The sequence below is a fragment of the Actinoplanes sp. NPDC004185 genome, assembly GCF_053603475.1.
Map to the genome: position 1 here is coordinate 31,203 of NZ_JBSGFR010000038.1, position 18,754 is coordinate 49,956.

Here is an 18,754-nt window from a genome sequence, read left to right on the forward strand (position 1 = left end):
TTATCGGCCAGAAGCTGCCAGATCGGCGGGCACCATGCGGGCGAGTTCGGCGTCGACGGCGGCCGGGGCGTAGACCTGATCGACGACCATCGCGTACCCGCCGGCCACCGCCGACTGGGCACCCAGCCGGCTCGTGGTCACCTCCAGGTGGCGGGTCGAGCGCGGCAGCGCGCTCTGGTAGAGCACCTCGCGCACGCCGGTGACGAAGTGGATGTCGGCCAGGTCACCGGCGATCACCAGCACCGCCGGATTGAGCATGCAGACCACCGTGGACAGCACCTCGCCGACCAGCTTTCCCGCCGTACGGGCCAGCTGCACGGCCTCGACGTGCCCGGAGCGGATCCGTTCGACCAGCTCGGCCCCCGACGATGTGGGCGTGCCCGCGGCGGTGAGCCGCTGGGCCAGCGCCAGGCCGCTGGCCACCGCGGCCAGGCAGCCGTAGAGGCCGCACTCGCAGCGGGCCTCGGGGTGGCCGTGCAGCCGGATGTGGCCGATGTCGCCGGCCCCGCCGTCGATGCCGCGGTAGACCTGCCCGTCGATGACCACGCCGGCGCCGACACCGGTGGCCACCTTGACCAGCACGAGCGCCGGGCAGCCGGGGTAGTGGACCGTCTGCTCGCCCAGCGCCATCAGGTTCGCGTCGTTGTCCACGAAGACCGGGCGGTTCCAGGTACGGCGTAACCGGTCGGCGATCGGGTAGCCGTCCCAGCCCGGCATGATCGGCGGCTGGGTGACCACGCCGACGTCGAACTCGACCGGGCCGGGCACGCCGACGCCGATGCCCCGTACCCGATCGGGGTCCCACCCGGCCCGGGCCAGCACCCGGCGGAACGCGCCGTCGACCCAGCCCAGCACCGACTCCGGGCCCTGGCCGATCTTGATCGGCTCGTGTTCCTCGGCCAGCGGCTGCCCACCCAGGTCCACGACCGCGGCCCGGGCGTGGTTGCCGCCGAGGTCGGCCACCAGCACCACGCCGTGCCCGGTGTCGACCTCGAGCAGCTCGGCCGGGCGTCCGCCGGTCGATCCCTCGACGCCGGAAGCGCGCAGGTAACCGGTCGCGCGCAGCAGGTCGAGGCGCTGGGTGATGGTCGACCGGGCCAGGCCCGTGTAGCTCTGCAGCTCGCTACGCGTGCGGGCGCGTCCGGTGCGGACCAGCCACAGCAGGTGCCCCGCCGAGTTCTGGTTGCTCGGGAGGCGCTTCACGGCAGAAGTGGTCACGGTGAGTAGCGTAAACACCACCGTTGCCGGGGGCGATCACGCCGCACTATTGCCCGGTGGCGAGACATAAGTAGGACAGCGATCGGCCGGAAGATTGTGCGTTCCGCCACGAATGGCCCGACCGATAGGGTGAAATGTCGGAGTGCCGCAGACAGTGCAGTTCACCTCCCCGCAGTGCGTCGAAGTGGTCGACCAGCCCACCGCGAAGCTCGGTCCCGGCCAGGTACGCGTGCATACCAGCTTCTCCGGCATCTCGGCCGGCACGGAGCTGACCGCCTACCGTGGCACCAACCCGTACCTGAACAGGTCCTGGGACCCGGACCTGCGGTTGTTCGTCGACGACACCAGCGGCCTCAGCTATCCGGTGGCCGGGCTCGGCTACTCCGAGGTGGGCGAGGTCGTCGAGGTCGCCCCGGACGTCGCCGGCGACCCGGGCATCCCCGCGGTCGGCGAGCAGGTGTGGGGCATCTGGGGTCATCGCGCCGAGGCCGTCCTGCCCGCCGAGAAGCTGCGCGGCTGCACGGTCCCCGACGGTCTCGACCCGATCGCGGCGACGTTCGCCCGCGTGGGGGCGGTGGCCCTCAACGCCGTCCTGGCCGCGGACGTGCACCTCGGTGAGACGGTCGCCGTCTTCGGCCAGGGCGTCCTGGGCTTGCTCACCACGCGGCTCGTGCAGCTCTCCGGCGGCTCCGTCGTGGCGGTCGACGCGGTGCCCGGCCGCCTCGAGAAGGCGCTGGAGTACGGCGCCGACGCCGTCATCGACGTCCGTGAGGGCACGGTCGGGCCGCAGCTGCGCAGGCTCACCGACGGCCGCGGCGCCGACGTGGCGATCGAGATCAGCGGCTCGTACCCCGCACTGCACGAGGCGATCCGCGCGGTGGCGGTCAACGGCCGGGTGGTCGCCGCGGGCTTCTACCAGGGCGAGGCCGTCGGGCTGCGGCTCGGCGACGAGTTCCACCACAACCGCGTACGGCTGATCTGCTCGCAGATCGGCGGGGTCCCGCCCGACGTCGCCGGGCGCTGGGATCAGGTTCGCTTGAACCGCACGTTCCTCCGGCTGGCCGTCGAGCGCCAGATCGACCCGGCCGGGCTCGTCACCCATGTCATTCCGGTGGAAGAGGCGGCGGCCGCGTACCGCATGCTTGACCGCCGTCCCCACGAGGCCCTCCAGGTGGTGTTGAAGTTCCCGTGATCAAGCTTTCCTGCCAGGAGCAGTTGCTGCCCGGCCAGACGCTGCAAGAGAAGTTCGATTTCGCCCGGCGCGCCGGCTACGACGCCATCGAGGTACGCGGTCACGGCGACTTCGCGTTCCGCGACCGGCTGCCCGAGTTGCGCCGGGCGGCCCGTGACGGGGTGCCCATGCCGTCGGTGTGCGTCGACATGCGGCACTTCTTCGGCGCCTTCGACCCGGAGCTGCGCCGCGACGCCGTGGCCCAGCTCAAGTCGCAGCTGTCGGTGATCGCCGAGGTCGGCGGTCCCGGCGCGGTGGCCTGCACGCCGGCCTCGTGGGGCATGTTCTCGCGGCGGCTGCCCCCGTTCGAGCCGCCCCGCAGCGAGGAGGAGGACCGGGCAGTGCTGCTCGAGGGCCTCGGCGAGCTGGGTGAGCATGCCGCCCGCGAGGGTGCGACGCTCGTCCTGGAGCCGCTCAACCGCTACGAGGACCACATGGTCAACCGGCTCGAGCAGGCGGTCGAGCTCGTCGATGCGGTGGGCCTGCCCTCGCTGAAGGTGCTGGCCGACACGTACCACATGAACATCGAGGAGGACGAGCCCACGTCGGCCCTGGTCAAGGCGGCCGCGTCGGTGGGTCACGTGCAGGTCAGCGACTCCAACCGCTTCCAGCCCGGCGCCGGGCACCTCGATTGGGCGGCGCTGCTGGGGACCCTCGACGCCATCGGCTACGACGGGTACCTGGCGCTGGAGTGCCGGCTGCGCGGCGAACCGTCCGCCGCTGTCGCCGCCGTACCGGGCTTCCTGCGCCGGCACGACGTCAGCGGGCCGGCATGATCGACAACTTGGACCGGGGCGCCCGGCGGGTGCTGGCCGCGAACTGGCGGCACTGCGCCACCGTGCCGGCCGCGGCGCTGTATCCGCACCAGTGGAGCTGGGATTCGGCGTTCATCGCGATCGGGCTGCGCCACCTGTCCCCGGCCCGGGCCCAGCGGGAGCTGGAGGCGTTGTTCGGCGCGCAGTGGCGTGACGGGCGCGTGCCGCACATCGTGTTCGACCCGCAGGTCTGCGCCGACGCCTACTTCCCCGGTCCCGCGTTCTGGCGTTCCGGGGCGGTGCCCGGCGCACCGGGCGTACCGACCTCCGGCATCGTCCAGCCGCCCGCGCACGCACTGGCCGCCTGGTCGACCTACCTCGCGGACCCCGCGACAGCGCGCGCCCGTGGCTTCCTGCCCCGGATCTATCCGCGGCTGGTCCGGTGGCACCGCTATCTGGCGACCCGGCGCGATCTGAGCGGCGACGGCCTGATGTCGGTCGTGCATCCGTGGGAGTCCGGCATGGACAACAGCCCGGCCTGGGATCTCCCGCTGTCGCGGGTGGTTCCGGTGCCGACGACCGAGTTCACCCGGCGCGACCTCCACCACGGCGTCGCCGCGGAACGGCCCACCGACGAGGACTACGGCCGCTACGTCCGGCTGGCCCGCGACTACCGGGACGCCGGCTACGCCGATTCGCTGCAGGGGCACGGCTTCGCGGTCGAGGACCCGCTGTGCAACGCCCTGCTGGCCGCCGGCGAGCACGCGCTCGCGTCGATGGCGGCGGAACTCGGCCACGACCCGGAGCCGCACCTGACCGCCGCCGCCCGCTTGACCGACGCCTTGGTGTCCGCTCTGTACGACCCGGCCGCCGGGATGTTCTTTCCTCGTGACGCGCACACCGGCCACCTCATCCGCACCTATTCCGTAGGTGGCCTGGCTCCGCTCATCGTGGCAGACCTGCCGGTCGCCGCGGAACTGGTGAAGACGGCGCTGGGCGACCGGTTCCGGCTGCCCGAGGCCTGCCCGCTGCCGTCGTACGACCTCACCGCCGCCGACCACGACGCGAGCCGTTACTGGCGCGGCCCGGGCTGGGTCAACACCAGCTGGCTGGTCTGGCACGGGTTGCGGCTGCACGGCGAGACGGCCCTCGCCGACGACCTGCGGCGGCGTCTGCTGGACCGGGTGCGGACAGCAGGCTTCCGGGAGTACCTGGACCCGCTGACCGGGGCGGGCCACGGCGCGAGCGACTTCAGCTGGACGGCGGCGCTGACCCTCGACCTGCTCCGGGCGGCGTGAGCGGACACTCGGTGGTCGCGGGCACGACGTGTCTGCTCACCACCGCTGTGGGCGCGGACGTCGGGGCCACCAACTACCTCACCGCGCCTCATGACGCGGGCCCTGCGGGCACCACCGTCCTCACCGCCCCGACGGGCTCGGCGGTGGACGGGTTCTTCATCGACGACTGCCGTCACCTGTCGCGCATGGTGCTGAGCGTCGCCGGAGCACCTTTACGTGCGCTGCGCACCGACGACACGTCGACGGTCTACGCGCCGGAGACGGCCCGTCATGAGGACCCGCCCTACGCGGTGGTCCGGCGCCGGCAGGTCCGGCCCGGTCGCTTGGTGGAGTCGCTGGAGCTGACCAGCTTCCTCGGCACACCGCAGACCGTCGAGGTCGGTTATGAGCTGGCCGCCGACTTCGCCGACCAGTTCGAGCTTCGCTCGGCGCGCACCTTCGACAAGTCCGACGCACGGCGCCACGCCGATGCCACGGAGGACCGCCTGGTCTTCACCTACGCCCGGCGAGGATTCGAGCGCACGACAACGATTCGCGCCTCGCCTACCGCGGAGTTCTCCAACGATCGTCTGCAATGGACGGTCGTGGTGCCGTCCCGGGGTTCGATGACACTGGAGATCACAGTGTCGGGCGACGAGCAGGCCGGCAGTTCAGGTTCACCTTCGGCACCTCAGGATCGCCTTTCCCACTGCGTACGGCAGGGCCTCGCCGACCTCGACGCCTTGCGCATGCCGGCACCCGGGGTGCCCGGGGCGGTCGTGCCGGCCGCCGGTGCGCCCTGGTTTCTCACGGTCTTCGGCCGGGACAGCCTCCTGAGCTCGCTGTTCGCACTCCGCCACCGGCCCGAGCTGGCCGCCGGGACCTTGCGGGTGCTGGCCGCCACGCAGGGCCGCACGACGGACGCCGCCCGGGTGGAGGAGCCGGGCAAGGTGATCCACGAGATGCGCCGGGGCGAGCTCGCCACCACCGGCGAAGTGCCGTACGCCCGCTACTACGGGTCGGTCGACGCGACGCCGCTGTTTCTCATGCTGCTGGCCGAGCACCACGAGGTCACCGGCGACGACCTGCCGGCCAAGGAGCTGGAGGAAGCGGCCCGGGCCGCCGTCGGCTGGATGCTCGGTCCGGGCGGGCTGGCGACCGGCTACCTGCGGTACCGCACCGACCTGCCGGGACTGGTGCACCACTGCTGGAAGGATTCCGCGGACTCCGTCGTCTTCCGGGACGGCACCCCGGCCGCCGGGCCGATCGCGGTGGCCGAGGCCCAGGGCTACGCCTACCGCGCGCTGCTGGGCACAGCCCGGCTGGCGACAGGGGTGTGGGGCGACCCGGCCTGGGCGGCCACGCTGACCACGGCCGCGGCGGACCTGCGGGACCGGTTCGCCCGCGACTTCCGGCTGCCGGACGGTTTCGTGGCGCTGGCCCTGGACGGCACGGGCACGGCGGTCGACGCGGCGGCGTCCAACGCGGGACACCTGCTGTGGTGCGGGCTGCTCGCCGACGACTGGGCCGCCACGGTGGCCGACCGGCTGGCCGGCGAGGACTTCTTCTCGGGCTGGGGTGTGCGGACCTTGGCCGCGGGACAGGCGCCGTACCACCCGATGTCCTATCACCGCGGCGGGGTGTGGCCGCACGACACGGCGATCGCGGTGGCCGGGCTGGCCGCGGCTGGCCGCCGTACCGATGCCGCGCGGATCGCCGACGGGCTGCTCGCCGCCGCGTCCTTCGGCGACGGGCGGTTGCCCGAGGTGATGACCGGCCTGGCCCGGGAGCGCGGACGCGGACCGGTGCCGTACCCGCATTCATGCTCGCCGCAGGCGTGGGCGGCCGCCGCTCCCCTGCTGCTGCTGACGCTGTGAGCCGGCGCCGCCCGGCTCAGGGCGCCGACGTGGCCAGATGCACTCGTTCGCCCTGGATGCCGATCAGGGTGAGCAGCTCGGCGGGGCTCTCCCCGGCGCTGCCGATCCAGTGCGGTACGCCGGTGTCGAACTCGGCCGCCTCGCCCGGACCCAGCCGCAGGCGCCGGTTGCCCAGCAGCAGGGTGACGTGCCCGTTCATCACGTACAGCCACTCGTAGCCCTCGTGGGTGCGCGGCACCGGCTCGCCCCAGACCGAGGCCGGCGGGTAGATCACCTTGAACGCCTGGATGCCGCCCGCCCGCCGGGTCAACGGTACGAACGTCATGCCGCGGTACGTCACCGGGCGCAGGTGGATACGCGGATCGCCGGTGTCCTTGGCGCCGACCAGCTCGTCCAGCGTCGTGCCGTACGCGCGGGCCAGCGGCAGCAGCTGCTCCAGCGTGGGACGCCGCTTGCCGGTCTCCAGCCGGGACAGCGTGCTCGGGGTCAGGCCTGTCTCCCGTGCCACGTCGATCAGCTTGGCCCCGCGGGCCCGGCGGACCTCCCGGAGCCGCCCCGCCACGCCCGCCAGCACGTCCTGTTCCACCTCGTCCATCACCGCAGCTTGCCATTTGGCAACGGGCTTTGCACGTGGTCGCCCGGGCCGCGGATGCTCGGCCCCAACGCCTGAACCGAGGAGGAGCTGCCATGGGTCAACCGCCCTGGACCCGCGATCTCCGGGTCCGCCTCGACGAGCTGCTCGACCAGCACCGCTGGGCGACGCACGACTGCCTGAAAGGCATGAGCGAGGACGAGGCCCGCGCGTCGCTGGTCCCGTCCCGGACGACGCTGCTCGGGCTGGTCAAGCACCTGACCTACGTCGAGAGATTCTATTTCGGGCACGTCCTGACCGGCCGGCCCCTCAAGGAGCTCGGGGTGGCCGCCACCCCGGGCCGCTCGTTCGTCCTCCGGCCCGGCGACACCGTCGAGTCCGTCCAGGCGGCGTACCGCACCGCGTGCGAGGACTCCCGGGCCGCAGTGCGGGAACTCGGCCTCGAGCAGGTGGTCAGCGGCCGGAAAGTGCGGTCGGTGTGGGCGCTGTACGTCCAGGTGCTGCGGGAGCTCGCCCAGCATTGCGGTCACGCCGACATCCTGCGGGAGCAGCTCCTCGCGGCGAGGCCGCGCCGGACCCGGGCGCCGTCGGCGTGATCGCCTCGATCAGAGGGCGCCCAGGACGTGCTGGACGCCCGCGACGGCGGCACCGCGAGCCCAGTCGTTGAACGTCAGCGTGGCGGTGGTGAGGTCGAGGGCGCAGCGCTGGGTCTCGGCGGCGCCCGGGCGGAGCCGGTCGGCCACCGTATCGGCCAGGGCGGGGGATGCGGCGATCTCGGCGACGTCCTCCCCGGCGAGCACGATCCGGGTGGTCTGCAGGGCCCCGGCGAAGGTGGCGGCCAGGTGGCCGAGCGCCCGCGCGGAGCCGGTGAGCAGCCTGATGGCGGTACGGTCGCCGGCGGCCCGGGCCTGGACCAGCCCGTCGAAGGTCACGGGCCGGCCGGCCGCGGCCGAGGCATGGCGTTCGAGGTCCTCGCGGTTGAGGTAGGAGGCGACGCAGCCGGCATGCCCGAGGGAACATCGGGGACCGCGGCCGGTGAGGGGCGCGTGGGCCAGCAGGTGGCCGTTGTCGATCAGCTCCTCCACGACGACACCCTCACGGACGACCCCGAAGCCGAGGCCGGCGCCGACGGTGATCAGGCCGAAGGTGGAGTGGGTCCGGCCGGCCCCGAACCAGAGCTCCTCGCGGGCCAGCGCGGTGACGTCGTTGGTGACGACCACCGGCAGGCCGGTCTCCGCCCGCAGCGGGGTGGCCAGATCGGTGTCACGCCAGCCGAGGAAGGTGCCCTCGCGGACGACCGACCGGTTGACGACGACGCCGCCGAGCGACACGGCGATGCCGTCGACCGACGGCACGTGGCGGGCCAGCCGGTGCGCCAGCCGGGCCACGGTCCGCACGGTCGCCGCGACGGGCACCGTACCGTCGCTCCGCCGGCGCGGCAGGGCGGCCTTGGCGGCCCAGCGGACCTCGCCGACCATGTCGCACACGACGCCGTACGCCCGGTCGGCGGTGAGCTTGCAGCCCACGACGTGCCGGGCGCCGGGCACCGCGGACAGGATCTGGCGCGGACGCCCGACGGTGAATTCCGGCTCGACCTCCTGGGTGACCAGGCCGCCGTCGGTCAGTGACCGGGCCAGGCGGGACATCGACGCGTACGACAGCTGGAGCCGGTCACCGAGAGCGGCGCGGGTCGTCGGCCCGTGCACGAGCAGGTGCCGGGTCACCGCCAGTTCCGCGGTGGAGAGGGGTGCCATGCATCAAGCGTAAATAGTGACCCTTGTCACTTCGTAGCCGCCGCATTATTTTCAACCTGGTTGAAAGTAAGTCCGACCGAGTGGCCCATGCCGCCGGCGTCTCCGTGACGACGGGCGAAGGAGGATCCGATGGCCCTCAGCACCATCACCCGGCCGGACCGGACCGGCACCCCACGCGCCCGCAGACGGGACGACACCCGCCTGGCACTCATGTTCATCCTGCCCGCGCTGATCGGCTTCCTGGTCTTCATGGTGTGGCCCACCCTGCGCGGCATCTACCTCAGCTTCACCAAGTTCAACCTGCTCACCCCGCCGGAGTTCAACGGCCTCGACAACTACATCCGGATGGCCCAGGACCCGGTGTTCTGGAACTCGATGCGGGTGACGATCTACTACGTCGTCATCAACATCGCCCTGCAGACGGCGGCGGCCCTGGTCATCGCCGTGATGATGCAGCGGCTCACCCGGCGGACCTGGCTGCGCGGCATCGTGCTGGCGCCGTACCTGGTCTCCAACGTGGTGGCCGCGCTGGTCTTCCTCTGGATCCTGGACTACCAGCTCGGCATCGGTAACACGATCATCGCCGCGATCGGGCTGGACCGGGTCGCGTTCCTGTCCTCCGACGCCCTGGTCATCCCGACCATCGCGCTGATCAACGTCTGGCGGCACGTGGGCTACACCGCCCTGCTCATCTTCGCCGGCCTGCAGACCATCCCGGAGACGATGTACGAGGCGGGCCGGATGGACGGCGCCAGCGAGCCCCGGATGTTCCGCAGCATCACCGTCCCACTGCTGCGCCCGGTGCTGGCGCTGGTCCTGATCATCACCGTGGTCGGGTCGTTCCAGGTCTTCGACACCGTCGCCATCGCCACCCGCGGCGGACCGGTCGACTCGTCCCGGGTGCTCCAGTACTACATCTACGACGTCGCCTTCGGGCGCTTCCAGTTCGGGTACGCCTCCGCCATGTCGGTCGCGCTGCTGCTGGTGCTCGTGATCATCACCTTCGTCCAGTACCGGATCACCCGGGCCGACACCTCCGACCTGAACTGAGGAGCGAGCATGACCCTCGACACCGCTCCCCCGGCCACCACCATCGGACCGGCACCCGTCCCTCCCACCGTCGCGCCACCGGAGCCGAAAAGGTTCAGCGTCGGCCGCGCCCTCGCGTGGGCCTTCATGATCGTGGTCATCGCGATCAGCCTGTTCCCCTTCTACTGGATGCTGCGCACCGCGCTGTCCAGCAACAACGCGCTCTACGCGGGCAGTGACAGCCTGCTGCCCGTGCAGCCGTCGTGGGACGGCTTCGCCCGCGTCTTCGGCCTGCAGAGCGGCCAGGAGGCCATCGACGCCGGCGGTGCCGGGCAGCCCATCAACTTCTGGCGCTACCTGTTCAACTCCGTGGTGGTGTCCACATTGGTCACCGTCGGACAGGTCTTCTTCTCGGCGATGGCCGCGTACGCCTTCGCCCGCCTGGAATGGAAGCACCGGGAGAAGTGGTTCCGCTTCTTCCTCGGCGGCCTGATGATCCCCACCATCTTCACCCTGCTGCCGAACTTCGTGCTCATCAAGCAGCTCGGCCTGGTCGACACGCTGCTCGGTATCGCCCTGCCGAGCATGCTGATGACCCCGTTCGCGGTGTTCTTCCTGCGCCAGTTCTTCCTCGGCATCTCCAAGGAGGTGGAGGAGGCCGCGCTGATCGACGGCGCGTCCAAGGTGCGGGTTTTCTTCCGGCTCATCCTGCCGATGTCCACCGCACCGATCGCGACGCTGGCCATCCTCACCTACATCTCCGTCTGGAACGAGTACTTCTGGGCGTTGATGGTCAGTTACACCGACAAGTCCCGGGTGCTCACCGTGGCGCTCGGCGTGTTCAAGTCGCAGACCCCGCAGACCGGTCCGGACTGGGCGGGCCTGATGGCCGCCACCCTGGTCGCCGCGCTGCCGATGCTGCTGCTCTTCATGGTCTTCGCCAAACGGATCGTCAACTCCATCGGCTTCAGCGGGATCAAGTGATGTCACGTAGCTACCGGGCCACCGCGGCCGCCCTCGCCCTGACCCTGCTCACCGCCTGCGGAGGTGCCGGCAGCGGCGGCACCACGGGCACGATCGAGTACTGGCTCTGGGACTCCGCCCAGCAACCCGGTTACCAGAAGTGCGCCGACGCGTTCCAGCGGGAGAATCCGGGCCTGCGCATCAACATCTCGCAGTACGGCTGGGATTCGTACTGGTCGAAGCTGACCGCCGGCTTCATCGCCGACGCCGCACCGGACGTCTTCACCGACCACCTGGCGAAGTTCGCCCAGTACGTCGACCTGGAGGTGCTGCGGCCGCTGGACGACCTGGCGCCGACCAGCGACATCCGGGACAGCGACTACCAGCCGGGCCTGGCCGAGCTGTGGAAGGGCAAGGACGGCAAGCGGTACGGCGCCCCGAAGGACTGGGACACGGTCGCGGTGTTCTACGACAAGGCGGCCCTGGACGCCGCCGGCGTGGACCCGGCCCAGTTGCAGAACCTGTCGTGGAATCCGCGGGACGGCGGCACCTTCGAGAAGCTCGTCGCGCATCTGACCATCGACGCCAAGGGCGTGCGCGGTGACGAGCCGGGCTTCGACAAGAACAACGTCAAGACGCACGGGCTGGCCTCCGAGGGAGCCGGCGGCGGAGGCTGGGGACAGACCCAGTGGTCGGCGTTCACCGCCAGCGCCGGCTGGCAGGCCACCGACACCAATCCCTGGGGCACCCGCTTCAACCTCGACCAGCCGGCGTTCCAGGACACCCTGCGGTGGTACTTCGGGCTGGCCGACAAGGGCTTCATGCCGACCTACGCCGAGATCGGCGGAAGCAACCCCATCGGTACGGACAAACAGCTCCAGTCCGGGATCGCCGCCCTGGGCATCAGCGGCTCGTGGATGATCTCGACCTTCACCAAGCTCACCGACGCGGCGGGCAGAAAGCTCGAGATCGGTGTCGCCCCCACCCCGATCGGGCCGACGGGCAAACGCGCCTCGATGTTCAACGGCCTCGCGGACTCGGTCACCACCCTGTCGAAGCAACCCGGGAACGCGGCCAAATGGGTCAAGTTCATGTCCGGCGAGCAGTGCCAGAACCTCATCGGCGAATCCGGCGTGGTGTTCCCGGCCCGGCCCGAAGCCACCGACCTCGCCGTCGCCTACAACAAGAACGAGCGCAAGCTCGACGTCACGGCGTTCACGGATCAGGTGAAGGACAAGACGACGTTCCTGTTCCCGGTGACCACCAACGCCGCGGACATCACCGCCCTGCTGCAACCGCGCCTCGACGCGGTCTACCTGGGCAGCAAGCCGGTCAGCTCCCTGACCGAGCTCAACGACCAGCTCAACGAACTGTTCGAGGTCGCCCAGTAGGTGCGGCCGGCGTGGGGCCGGACCCGGTGGCCGCCCGGTACCCGGCGCCGCGCATCCTGGCCTGATGGAATCCAGCGAAGACCTGGCGGTGTCCGTCACGGACGGGATCGGGCTGCTCGAACTGCGGCGGCCGCCGAACAATCATGTCGACGCCGGGCTGATCGGCCGGCTCGCCGATGCCGCCGGCGCACTGGACCAGGACACCGGCTGCCGGGTGATCGTGCTGGCGGCCGAGGGCAAGAACTTCTGCGGGGGCGCGGACCTGGGTTCGGCGGAGTTCGCCGGGGACATGGTGGTCGCCGCCGAAGGCCTGTACCGGCGGGCGGCGCGGCTGTTCGAGGTGCGGACCCCGATCATCGCCGCGGTGCAGGGCACCGCGGTGGGCGGTGGCCTGGGACTGGCGTGTGCCGCGGACTTCCGGGTGGCGGAGCCGTCGACCCGGTTCGTCGCCAACTTCGCCCGGCTGGGGTTTCATCAGGGGTTCGGGCTCAGCGTCACCCTGCCGGAGCTGGTGGGCCGGCAGCTGGCCACCGATCTGCTGCTGACCGCCCGCCGGGTGGGTGGCGAGGAGGCGGTCGCCATCGGGCTGGCCGATCGGCTGGCCGAGCCGGGGCGGGTGCGGGAGACGGCCCTGCACTGGGCGCGCTCGATCGCCGCGGCGGCGCCGCTGGCCGTACGGTCGATCCGCGCGACCCTGCGCGGAGACCTGCCGCAGCGGGTCCGCCGGGCCATGGAGCACGAGCTGGCCGAACAGGCCGCTCTGTGGCGGACCCGCGACAGCGCCGAGGGCATCGCCGCGAGTCTGCAACGACGGACGCCGGTGTTCCGGGGCGAGTAGGCATTGACTATTAACAATATGTGTACTTTATTAACAGTTACCGAGTGCACCCACCGGCACGGAGGTAACCCATGCGTCAGCCGATCGCCGTCCTCACGATCGCCGTCACCGCCCTCCTCCAGGTTCAGACCGCGTCGCCCGCGCAGGCCGCCACCGTCTGCAACCGCTACTGCGACGCCCGCGACCCCGCCCTCTCCCCCGGCGACCGCGTCGCCACCAGCACCACCCTGTACGGCCGCTCGTTCAAGGTTCACGTCAACGACAACGACGCGATGATCTGGGCGACCGTCGAGAACGGCCAGGCCGGCGACCAGGTGTGGCTGGACCGCTCGTTCGACGGCGGGCGCACCTGGCCGGGCGACAGCCGGCTCGGCGACACCACCGTCCCGGCCGGCTCCGGCAGTGCGCGCACCACCATGTTCAACGTCGACAACTGGGCTTCCCGCGGGGTCGGGGTGCTGCGCGCCTGCGGCAAGGCCGGCGACCGGCCCGAGCTCACCTGCACCGGCTGGGTCCGCAGCACCTGGAACGCGTGGGACCGGCGCACCGCCGCGGCCACCGCGCTGATGATGCGGTTCGACCAGGGCACCGGGCTCTTCGACACCAACGGCTGGTGGACCGGCGCGAACGCGCTCACCGCGCTGATCGACAACAGCCGGATCAGCGGCATGCGCAGCTACGACTACGCGATCGCGGCCACCTACGACAAGAACATCAACTCCCGGCAGGGCCAGTTCCGCAACGAGTATCTCGACGACACCGGCTGGTGGGCGCTGGCCTGGGTGGCCGCGTACGACCGGACCGGTGACAGCCGCTACCTGAACACCGCCCGGGCCGGCGCCGACCACATGTTCAGCTACTGGGACACGCGCTGCGGCGGTGGCATCTACTGGCGTACGGACCGGACCGTCAAGAACGCCGTTGCCAACAGCCTCTACATCCAGCTCAACGCCGCCCTGTCGCTGCGCATCAGCGGCGACAGCGTCTACCGCGGACGGGCACAGGCCGGCTGGACGTGGTTCCAGAGCACCGGGATGCTCAACAGCTCGAACCTGGTCAACGACGGCCTCAACCTGAGCACCTGCCGCAACAACGGCGACGTCACGTGGACCTACAACCAGGGGGTGCTGATCAACGCGCTGGTCCAGCTCAACCGGCTGACCGGTGACGCGAACGCACTGACCGTGGCTCGCCGGGTCGCCGACGCGGCCACCACGAGCACGTACCTCAACAACAACGGCATCCTGCGCGAGCCCAACGAACCCGACCAGTGCAGCGGGGACGGGGTCTCGTTCAAGGGCGCGTTCATCCGTGGGCTCGGCGTGCTGAACGCGGCCGTCGGACGGCCGTACGACAGCTACCTGCGGCGGCAGGCCGATTCCGCGTACGCCAGGAGCCGGACGGGTTTCGACGCGTACGGCAGCCATTGGGCGGGCCCTTACGTCAACACGAACCACTCCTGCCAGCACAGCGTGCTCGACCTGCTGAACGCCGCGCCCTGACACGGCGGTGGCAGGATGATCGGCCATGGTGAACGACGACGCGTGGCAGACGATCTCCCCGCGCCTGCTCTCCTGGGCCGACGTCGACCCGGCGCGGCATCCGTTCGACGCCGGCGAGGCACTCGGGGCGGTGCGGGCCGTCGCGCCGCCGGTGCCGCCGCGCCCGCGGTGGACCCCGTCCGGGCAGCTCGGCCGGGAGGAGGCCGAACGCTGGCGGAACGCCGTGAGCCACACCCTCGTCGACCGGTACGGACGGTGGGCCTGCGGCTGGTGCTGGGCCGGCGGCGAGGGCGACTACGACGGTGGCCCGGTCGGCTCCTGGTGCTGCGTCTCGGACTCGATCGCCGGCCCGGAGGAGACCCTGGCCCTGGTCGCCACCGCGCTGTGCGAGTGGCGGGACTGGCTGGAGAGGTCACCGGGCAGCCGGCGTCCGCGCTGGTCACCCTGGCCGACCCGGCCGGGGACTGGCCTGACACCTGGCCGCAGGACTGACCCTCCGCGCGGGGCAACGGTGTGCCCACCGTGCTGCAGCCGGCCGGGCGGCCGAGATACGCGTCGCGCGACGACGATCTGACGGCCTGGCAGGCGGTACGGGCCCGGGTCGACTGGGCGGCGGTGACCCGTCCGGTGCCCGGCCCGGTCCGCGGCGACCGGGACGGCATCGCCGAGCACGTCGCCCGGCGACCGGCGGACAGCACCGCGCTCTCGGCTGCGCTCGAGGAGGCCAGGCGCGATGCCGCGGACGGTGGCCCGCTCACCTTCTCCCGGCTGGAGCGGTGGCAGCGCACCGTGCTCGGTGTCCCGCACACGCCGTTCCGCACCCGCCCGGCGTCGGCCAAGGGCGGCCGCGAGAGCTACTACTGGCGGGACGACCTCCCGGAGGTGTTCGAGCGGTGCCTGCTCGAGGCCACCGACGACACCGTCCCGTTGCCGTCGCGGGCCGCGCGCGTCTATCTGGACATGGCCCTCTTCCACCCCTTCGCCGACGGCAACGCGCGCGCGGCGATGCTCGCGCTGGCCTTCGTGCTGGCCCGCGACGGCGTGCTGATCGACCGGGCCGCGCCCCTGCTGATGACCGTCCGCCGGGCCCACGACATGCTCGCCGCTGCCGGACTGGCCGGCCTGATCGAGATGCTGATCGACGCCACCCGCATCCGGTAGCGGCACGACGCGGGCTGATCATCCCGACGGGCCCGGCCGGCAGGTGCCGGCCGGGCCCGCTGTTCACGTCAGCCGCAAGCTGACCCGTTGAGGGTGATCAGCTCCGGTGCCGGGTTCGGTCCGCCCGGCGTCGTCGCGTTGAAGCCGAGGTACACCGTCTGCCCCGGCTGGATCCGGCGGTTGACCGTGGTGTTCTTCACGGTCACCGTGGCACCGGCCTGTGTGGCCTCGGCCGACCACGCCTCCCGGAGCTTCTGGCCACCGAGGAAGGCGAAGCGGGCCGTCCAGCCGTCGACCACCGTGCTGCCCGTGTTGGTGATCGCCAGCTGCGCGGTGAAGCCGCCGTTGCCCTGCCAGGGGCCGTAGTTCGTGTACTCGGCCTTGCAGGACGAGGCCGCCGGCAGCTGGCCCGCGCCCTGGTCGGCCAGGAACGACGACACCCAGGCGAGCGCCGAGTTCCAGTTGATGGCCACCTCGTTCGTCGCGTACGACTCGATGTGGTCGACGTAGCAGAACTGCGGCTTGCACCCTTCCAGCAGATCCTTGGCGTACGGGTCGTCCAGGCCCGCGTTGGCCCCGCCGGCCAGTGAACCGGCCGGCGGATGGGGCAGGGCGGCGTCGGCCTGGTGGGCGAAGATCCGGCTGTGCTGGTTCTGCGACGCGTGCTCGCCCCAGCCGGTGACGTACGACTGGTTCAGCGCGTTGCGGCCGAAGACGTAGTCGACGCCCTGCAGCGCCCCGTCGCGGTAACCGGCCTTGCCGGTCAGGTCGAAGGCGGTGGCCAGCACCACGACGTTGTTGAGGATGTTGCTGTTGCCGCCCCAGAAGTAGCTGCCGGCGTCACCGGGCATGGGCAGCCCGTACGCCTGGGCCTTCAGCGTCGCCAGGTAGCGGTCCGCCGCGGTGACCACCGACTGGCGGACCCGCTGCCGGTCGGCCGCCGGCAGCAGGTTCGGCACCGTGGCCAGGTCGAGCCGGCCCAGAGCGGCCGTGCTGCCCCAGCCGAAACCCGTGGCCGCGAAGACGTCGCCGGTGTGGTGCGGCGAGGCGGTCAGATCACTGAGGTACGGCTGCTCGCCCGTGCTCAGGTACAGCTCCGCCGCGGCCCAGTAGAACTCGTCGCTGACGTCGGCGTCGCCGTAGCCACCACCGCCACCACCGAGGTCCTGAGCCGCCTTCGCCGGATTCGCCTTCGCCGCGGTGTACGCGGTGCGCGCCGCGGTGAGGCACTTGGCGGCGAACGCCGCGTCGTAGGGCGCGAACAGCCGTGCGCACTGGGCCGCGGTGGCCGCCAGGTTCAGGGTGGCGGCCGTCGACACCGGGTGCAGTTCCCGCTGCTCGGGGTCGTCCTCGGGCTGCATCGGGATGCCGGTCCAGTTGGCGTCGTGGATCTTGTGGTGCACCATGCCGGCGAGCGGCTTGCCGGCCGGCACCTGCATGCGCATGAGGAACTCCAGCTCCCACCGCGCCTCGTCGAGGATGTCGGGCACGTTGTTGCCGCGCTCCGGCACCCGCAGCGTGCTGTCGGCCAGGGCAGCCCCGTGCGCCGCGGTGACAGCCGTCTTGGTGCGTTCGAAGGTGCTCATGAGCTGCTGGACGGCGATGCCGCCGTTGACCACGTATTTGCCGTGGTCGCCGGCGTCATACCAGCCGCCGCGCACGTCCAGGCGGTAGTCGCAGGCGTTGGCGCGGCAGGGCACGTCGGTGTCGCCGCGGTTGGGGGCCACGCCGAGGTGGCCGGCCGGGCGGGCGTACTCCTCGCCGACCAGGTCGCCGTCGATCGCGATGCCGCTGCGCTGGATGTAGAAGAACTGCAGGGCGTCTGAGCGCAGTTGCTTGTAGACGGTGCCGGAGATGTCGAACGGGTGGCTGGTCTGCCCGTCGGCGACCAGCGTGTAGCCGGTGCCGGCGGTGCGGAAGCCGGAGAAGTCGATGGTGTGCACGTTCTGACCCGAGGCGGCGTCCACCCCGCGCGGCGTGCTGGTGCCGTCGGCGACCACGTCACCGGCGGCGTTCTTGAGCTGCCAGCCGAACGCCGTGGTGGCCTCGGTGACCACGGTCGCGTTCTTGGGCCCGGCCGGCAGGTAACCGACCTGGTTGACGCGGACCCGCGGCCCGGTGTCCGGCGTGTACGGCGGCTCTTCCTCGCCGCCGATCAGCGACACGTTGTCCACGCAGAAACGGTACGCCCCGGCATTGCCACCGACCTGGAAGGCGACCTGACCCGCGGTGGTGTCGGCCGATGCGGTGAAGGTGAACTCCACGTGCTGCGTGGTCGAGGTCAGCGCGACGTCCCGCGACAGGAACGAGGTGTACGGCTCGGCGCCCAGCTGGACGGCGGCCCGCACGCTCGCGCCCGGGGTGGCCGAGGCGTCGAACGACAAGGTGTACGAGGACCCGGCGATGAGCGCCACACCGTTCTGCCCGATGCCGGCGTCCCAGGGGTTGGCCAGCCCGGCCGGTACCGCGGTGCACAGCCGGCCGTCGCCGGTCCCGGTGTCCGTGGTCCCGTACGAGTACCAGCCCGCGGTCCCCTCGGAGAAGTCGCCGTTCTCGACCTGCTCCGGTCCGGCCGGCGGGGGCGTGTCGCCGTCGCTGGTCAGGCTGACATCGTCCAGGCAGAAGGTGTACGCCTCGGCGCTGCCACCGAGCTGGAACGTCAGCGTGCCGTTGGCCGAGTCGAGACCTCCGGTGAAGGTGTACTCGAACTTCTGCGCCTCGGGGGTCAGCGCGACGGCCCGGGACAGCGCCGCGGTGTACGGCGCTTCGTTGAGCTGCACGTTGGCCCGGACGGTCACCGCGGCGCTGGCCGAGGCGCTGAAGCTGAGGGCGTAGGCAGCGCCGTTGATCAGGGGGACGTCGTTGTGGCCGAGGCTGACGTCCCAGGCATTGGTGGTGCCGGCCGGGACCTCGGCGCAGAGCCGGCCGCCGACCGCGGAGATGGGTGCGTTCTCGGTGGACCACCAGCCGGTGGTGCCGCTGGTGAAGGTGCCGTTGGGGATGTGCTGGACCGGCTCGGCGGAGGCCGGTTGGACCGTCAACAGGGACAGGCCGAGGCCGGCCGCGGCGCTCGCCGCGATCAGCCTGGCGGCCCGCCGGCGTCGATGTGGAGTCACGGGGGTCCTCTCAGAACTTCGCGGCCGGTGCCGGAGCGGTGGGACGGCCG

At 71.5% G+C, this 18,754-nt stretch carries 16 protein-coding genes; 12 read left to right on the forward strand and 4 right to left on the reverse strand.

Going from position 1 to position 18,754, the window contains the following annotated elements:
• A complete protein-coding gene (locus ACWEOZ_RS32025; protein ID WP_451914398.1) occupies positions 1 to 1,218 on the reverse strand; it encodes an ROK family protein in 1,218 nt (405 codons plus the stop codon).
• Positions 1,219 to 1,360: 142 nt separating this feature from the next.
• On the opposite strand from ACWEOZ_RS32025, the gene ACWEOZ_RS32030 reads away from it, so the two are divergent.
• The 4 genes from ACWEOZ_RS32030 to ACWEOZ_RS32045 are packed head-to-tail and all read left to right on the forward strand — an operon-like array spanning position 1,361 to position 6,358.
• Entirely contained in the window at positions 1,361 to 2,410 is a 1,050-nt protein-coding gene (locus tag ACWEOZ_RS32030; RefSeq protein ID WP_451914399.1) for a zinc-dependent alcohol dehydrogenase, read from the forward strand.
• Positions 2,407 to 3,225 (forward strand): sugar phosphate isomerase/epimerase family protein, encoded by an 819-nt coding sequence (locus tag ACWEOZ_RS32035; protein WP_451914400.1) that lies wholly within the window; start codon positions 2,407 to 2,409, stop codon positions 3,223 to 3,225. The genes ACWEOZ_RS32030 and ACWEOZ_RS32035 overlap by 4 nt, the downstream gene beginning before the upstream one ends.
• On the forward strand, positions 3,222 to 4,502 hold the full coding sequence (locus ACWEOZ_RS32040) for an MGH1-like glycoside hydrolase domain-containing protein (RefSeq protein ID WP_451914401.1): 1,281 nt from the start codon (positions 3,222 to 3,224) through the stop codon (positions 4,500 to 4,502). The genes ACWEOZ_RS32035 and ACWEOZ_RS32040 overlap by 4 nt, the downstream gene beginning before the upstream one ends.
• A complete protein-coding gene (locus ACWEOZ_RS32045) occupies positions 4,499 to 6,358 on the forward strand; it encodes an amylo-alpha-1,6-glucosidase (protein ID WP_451914402.1) in 1,860 nt (619 codons plus the stop codon). The genes ACWEOZ_RS32040 and ACWEOZ_RS32045 overlap by 4 nt, the downstream gene beginning before the upstream one ends.
• A gap of 16 nt (positions 6,359 to 6,374) precedes the next feature.
• On the opposite strand, the gene ACWEOZ_RS32050 is transcribed toward ACWEOZ_RS32045, so the two are convergent.
• Positions 6,375 to 6,953 (reverse strand): helix-turn-helix domain-containing protein, encoded by a 579-nt coding sequence (locus tag ACWEOZ_RS32050; protein WP_451914403.1) that lies wholly within the window; start codon positions 6,951 to 6,953, stop codon positions 6,375 to 6,377.
• Between the two features lie 92 nt (positions 6,954 to 7,045).
• On the opposite strand from ACWEOZ_RS32050, the gene ACWEOZ_RS32055 reads away from it, so the two are divergent.
• The gene (locus ACWEOZ_RS32055; protein ID WP_451914404.1) at positions 7,046 to 7,546 is read left to right on the forward strand and encodes a DinB family protein; all 501 of its coding nucleotides are present in this window, start codon (positions 7,046 to 7,048) and stop codon (positions 7,544 to 7,546) included.
• 9 nt (positions 7,547 to 7,555) lie between these two features.
• On the opposite strand, the gene ACWEOZ_RS32060 is transcribed toward ACWEOZ_RS32055, so the two are convergent.
• Complete coding sequence (locus ACWEOZ_RS32060) at positions 7,556 to 8,704, reverse strand: ROK family transcriptional regulator (RefSeq protein ID WP_451914405.1); 1,149 nt, start codon at positions 8,702 to 8,704, stop codon at positions 7,556 to 7,558.
• Between the two features lie 129 nt (positions 8,705 to 8,833).
• Here ACWEOZ_RS32060 and ACWEOZ_RS32065 point away from each other — a divergent pair, with 129 nt between their 5' ends.
• From ACWEOZ_RS32065 to ACWEOZ_RS32095, 7 genes are all read left to right on the forward strand, one after another.
• Positions 8,834 to 9,754, forward strand: coding sequence for a carbohydrate ABC transporter permease (locus ACWEOZ_RS32065; protein ID WP_451914406.1), 921 nt, complete (start codon positions 8,834 to 8,836; stop codon positions 9,752 to 9,754).
• A gap of 9 nt (positions 9,755 to 9,763) precedes the next feature.
• Positions 9,764 to 10,717 carry a carbohydrate ABC transporter permease gene (locus tag ACWEOZ_RS32070; protein WP_451914407.1) on the forward strand — a complete coding sequence of 318 codons (954 nt, stop codon included), beginning with the start codon at positions 9,764 to 9,766 and terminating at the stop codon, positions 10,715 to 10,717.
• A complete protein-coding gene (locus ACWEOZ_RS32075; protein WP_451914408.1) occupies positions 10,717 to 12,087 on the forward strand; it encodes an ABC transporter substrate-binding protein in 1,371 nt (456 codons plus the stop codon). The genes ACWEOZ_RS32070 and ACWEOZ_RS32075 overlap by 1 nt, the downstream gene beginning before the upstream one ends.
• 64 nt (positions 12,088 to 12,151) lie before the next feature.
• The gene (locus tag ACWEOZ_RS32080; RefSeq protein WP_451914409.1) at positions 12,152 to 12,925 is read left to right on the forward strand and encodes an enoyl-CoA hydratase/isomerase family protein; all 774 of its coding nucleotides are present in this window, start codon (positions 12,152 to 12,154) and stop codon (positions 12,923 to 12,925) included.
• Between the two features lie 71 nt (positions 12,926 to 12,996).
• The gene (locus tag ACWEOZ_RS32085) at positions 12,997 to 14,427 is read left to right on the forward strand and encodes a glycoside hydrolase family 76 protein (RefSeq protein WP_451914410.1); all 1,431 of its coding nucleotides are present in this window, start codon (positions 12,997 to 12,999) and stop codon (positions 14,425 to 14,427) included.
• A gap of 25 nt (positions 14,428 to 14,452) precedes the next feature.
• Entirely contained in the window at positions 14,453 to 15,001 is a 549-nt protein-coding gene (locus ACWEOZ_RS32090; protein ID WP_451914411.1) for a hypothetical protein, read from the forward strand.
• Entirely contained in the window at positions 14,950 to 15,588 is a 639-nt protein-coding gene (locus tag ACWEOZ_RS32095) for a Fic family protein (RefSeq protein WP_451914412.1), read from the forward strand. Before ACWEOZ_RS32090 ends, ACWEOZ_RS32095 begins: the two co-directional genes overlap by 52 nt.
• A gap of 68 nt (positions 15,589 to 15,656) precedes the next feature.
• Here the strand turns inward: ACWEOZ_RS32095 and ACWEOZ_RS32100 are convergent, their stop codons facing one another.
• Positions 15,657 to 18,704, reverse strand: a complete 3,048-nt coding sequence (locus ACWEOZ_RS32100; RefSeq protein WP_451914413.1) for a glycoside hydrolase family 9 protein — start codon at positions 18,702 to 18,704, stop codon at positions 15,657 to 15,659.
• Positions 18,705 to 18,754: the final 50 nt, after the last annotated feature.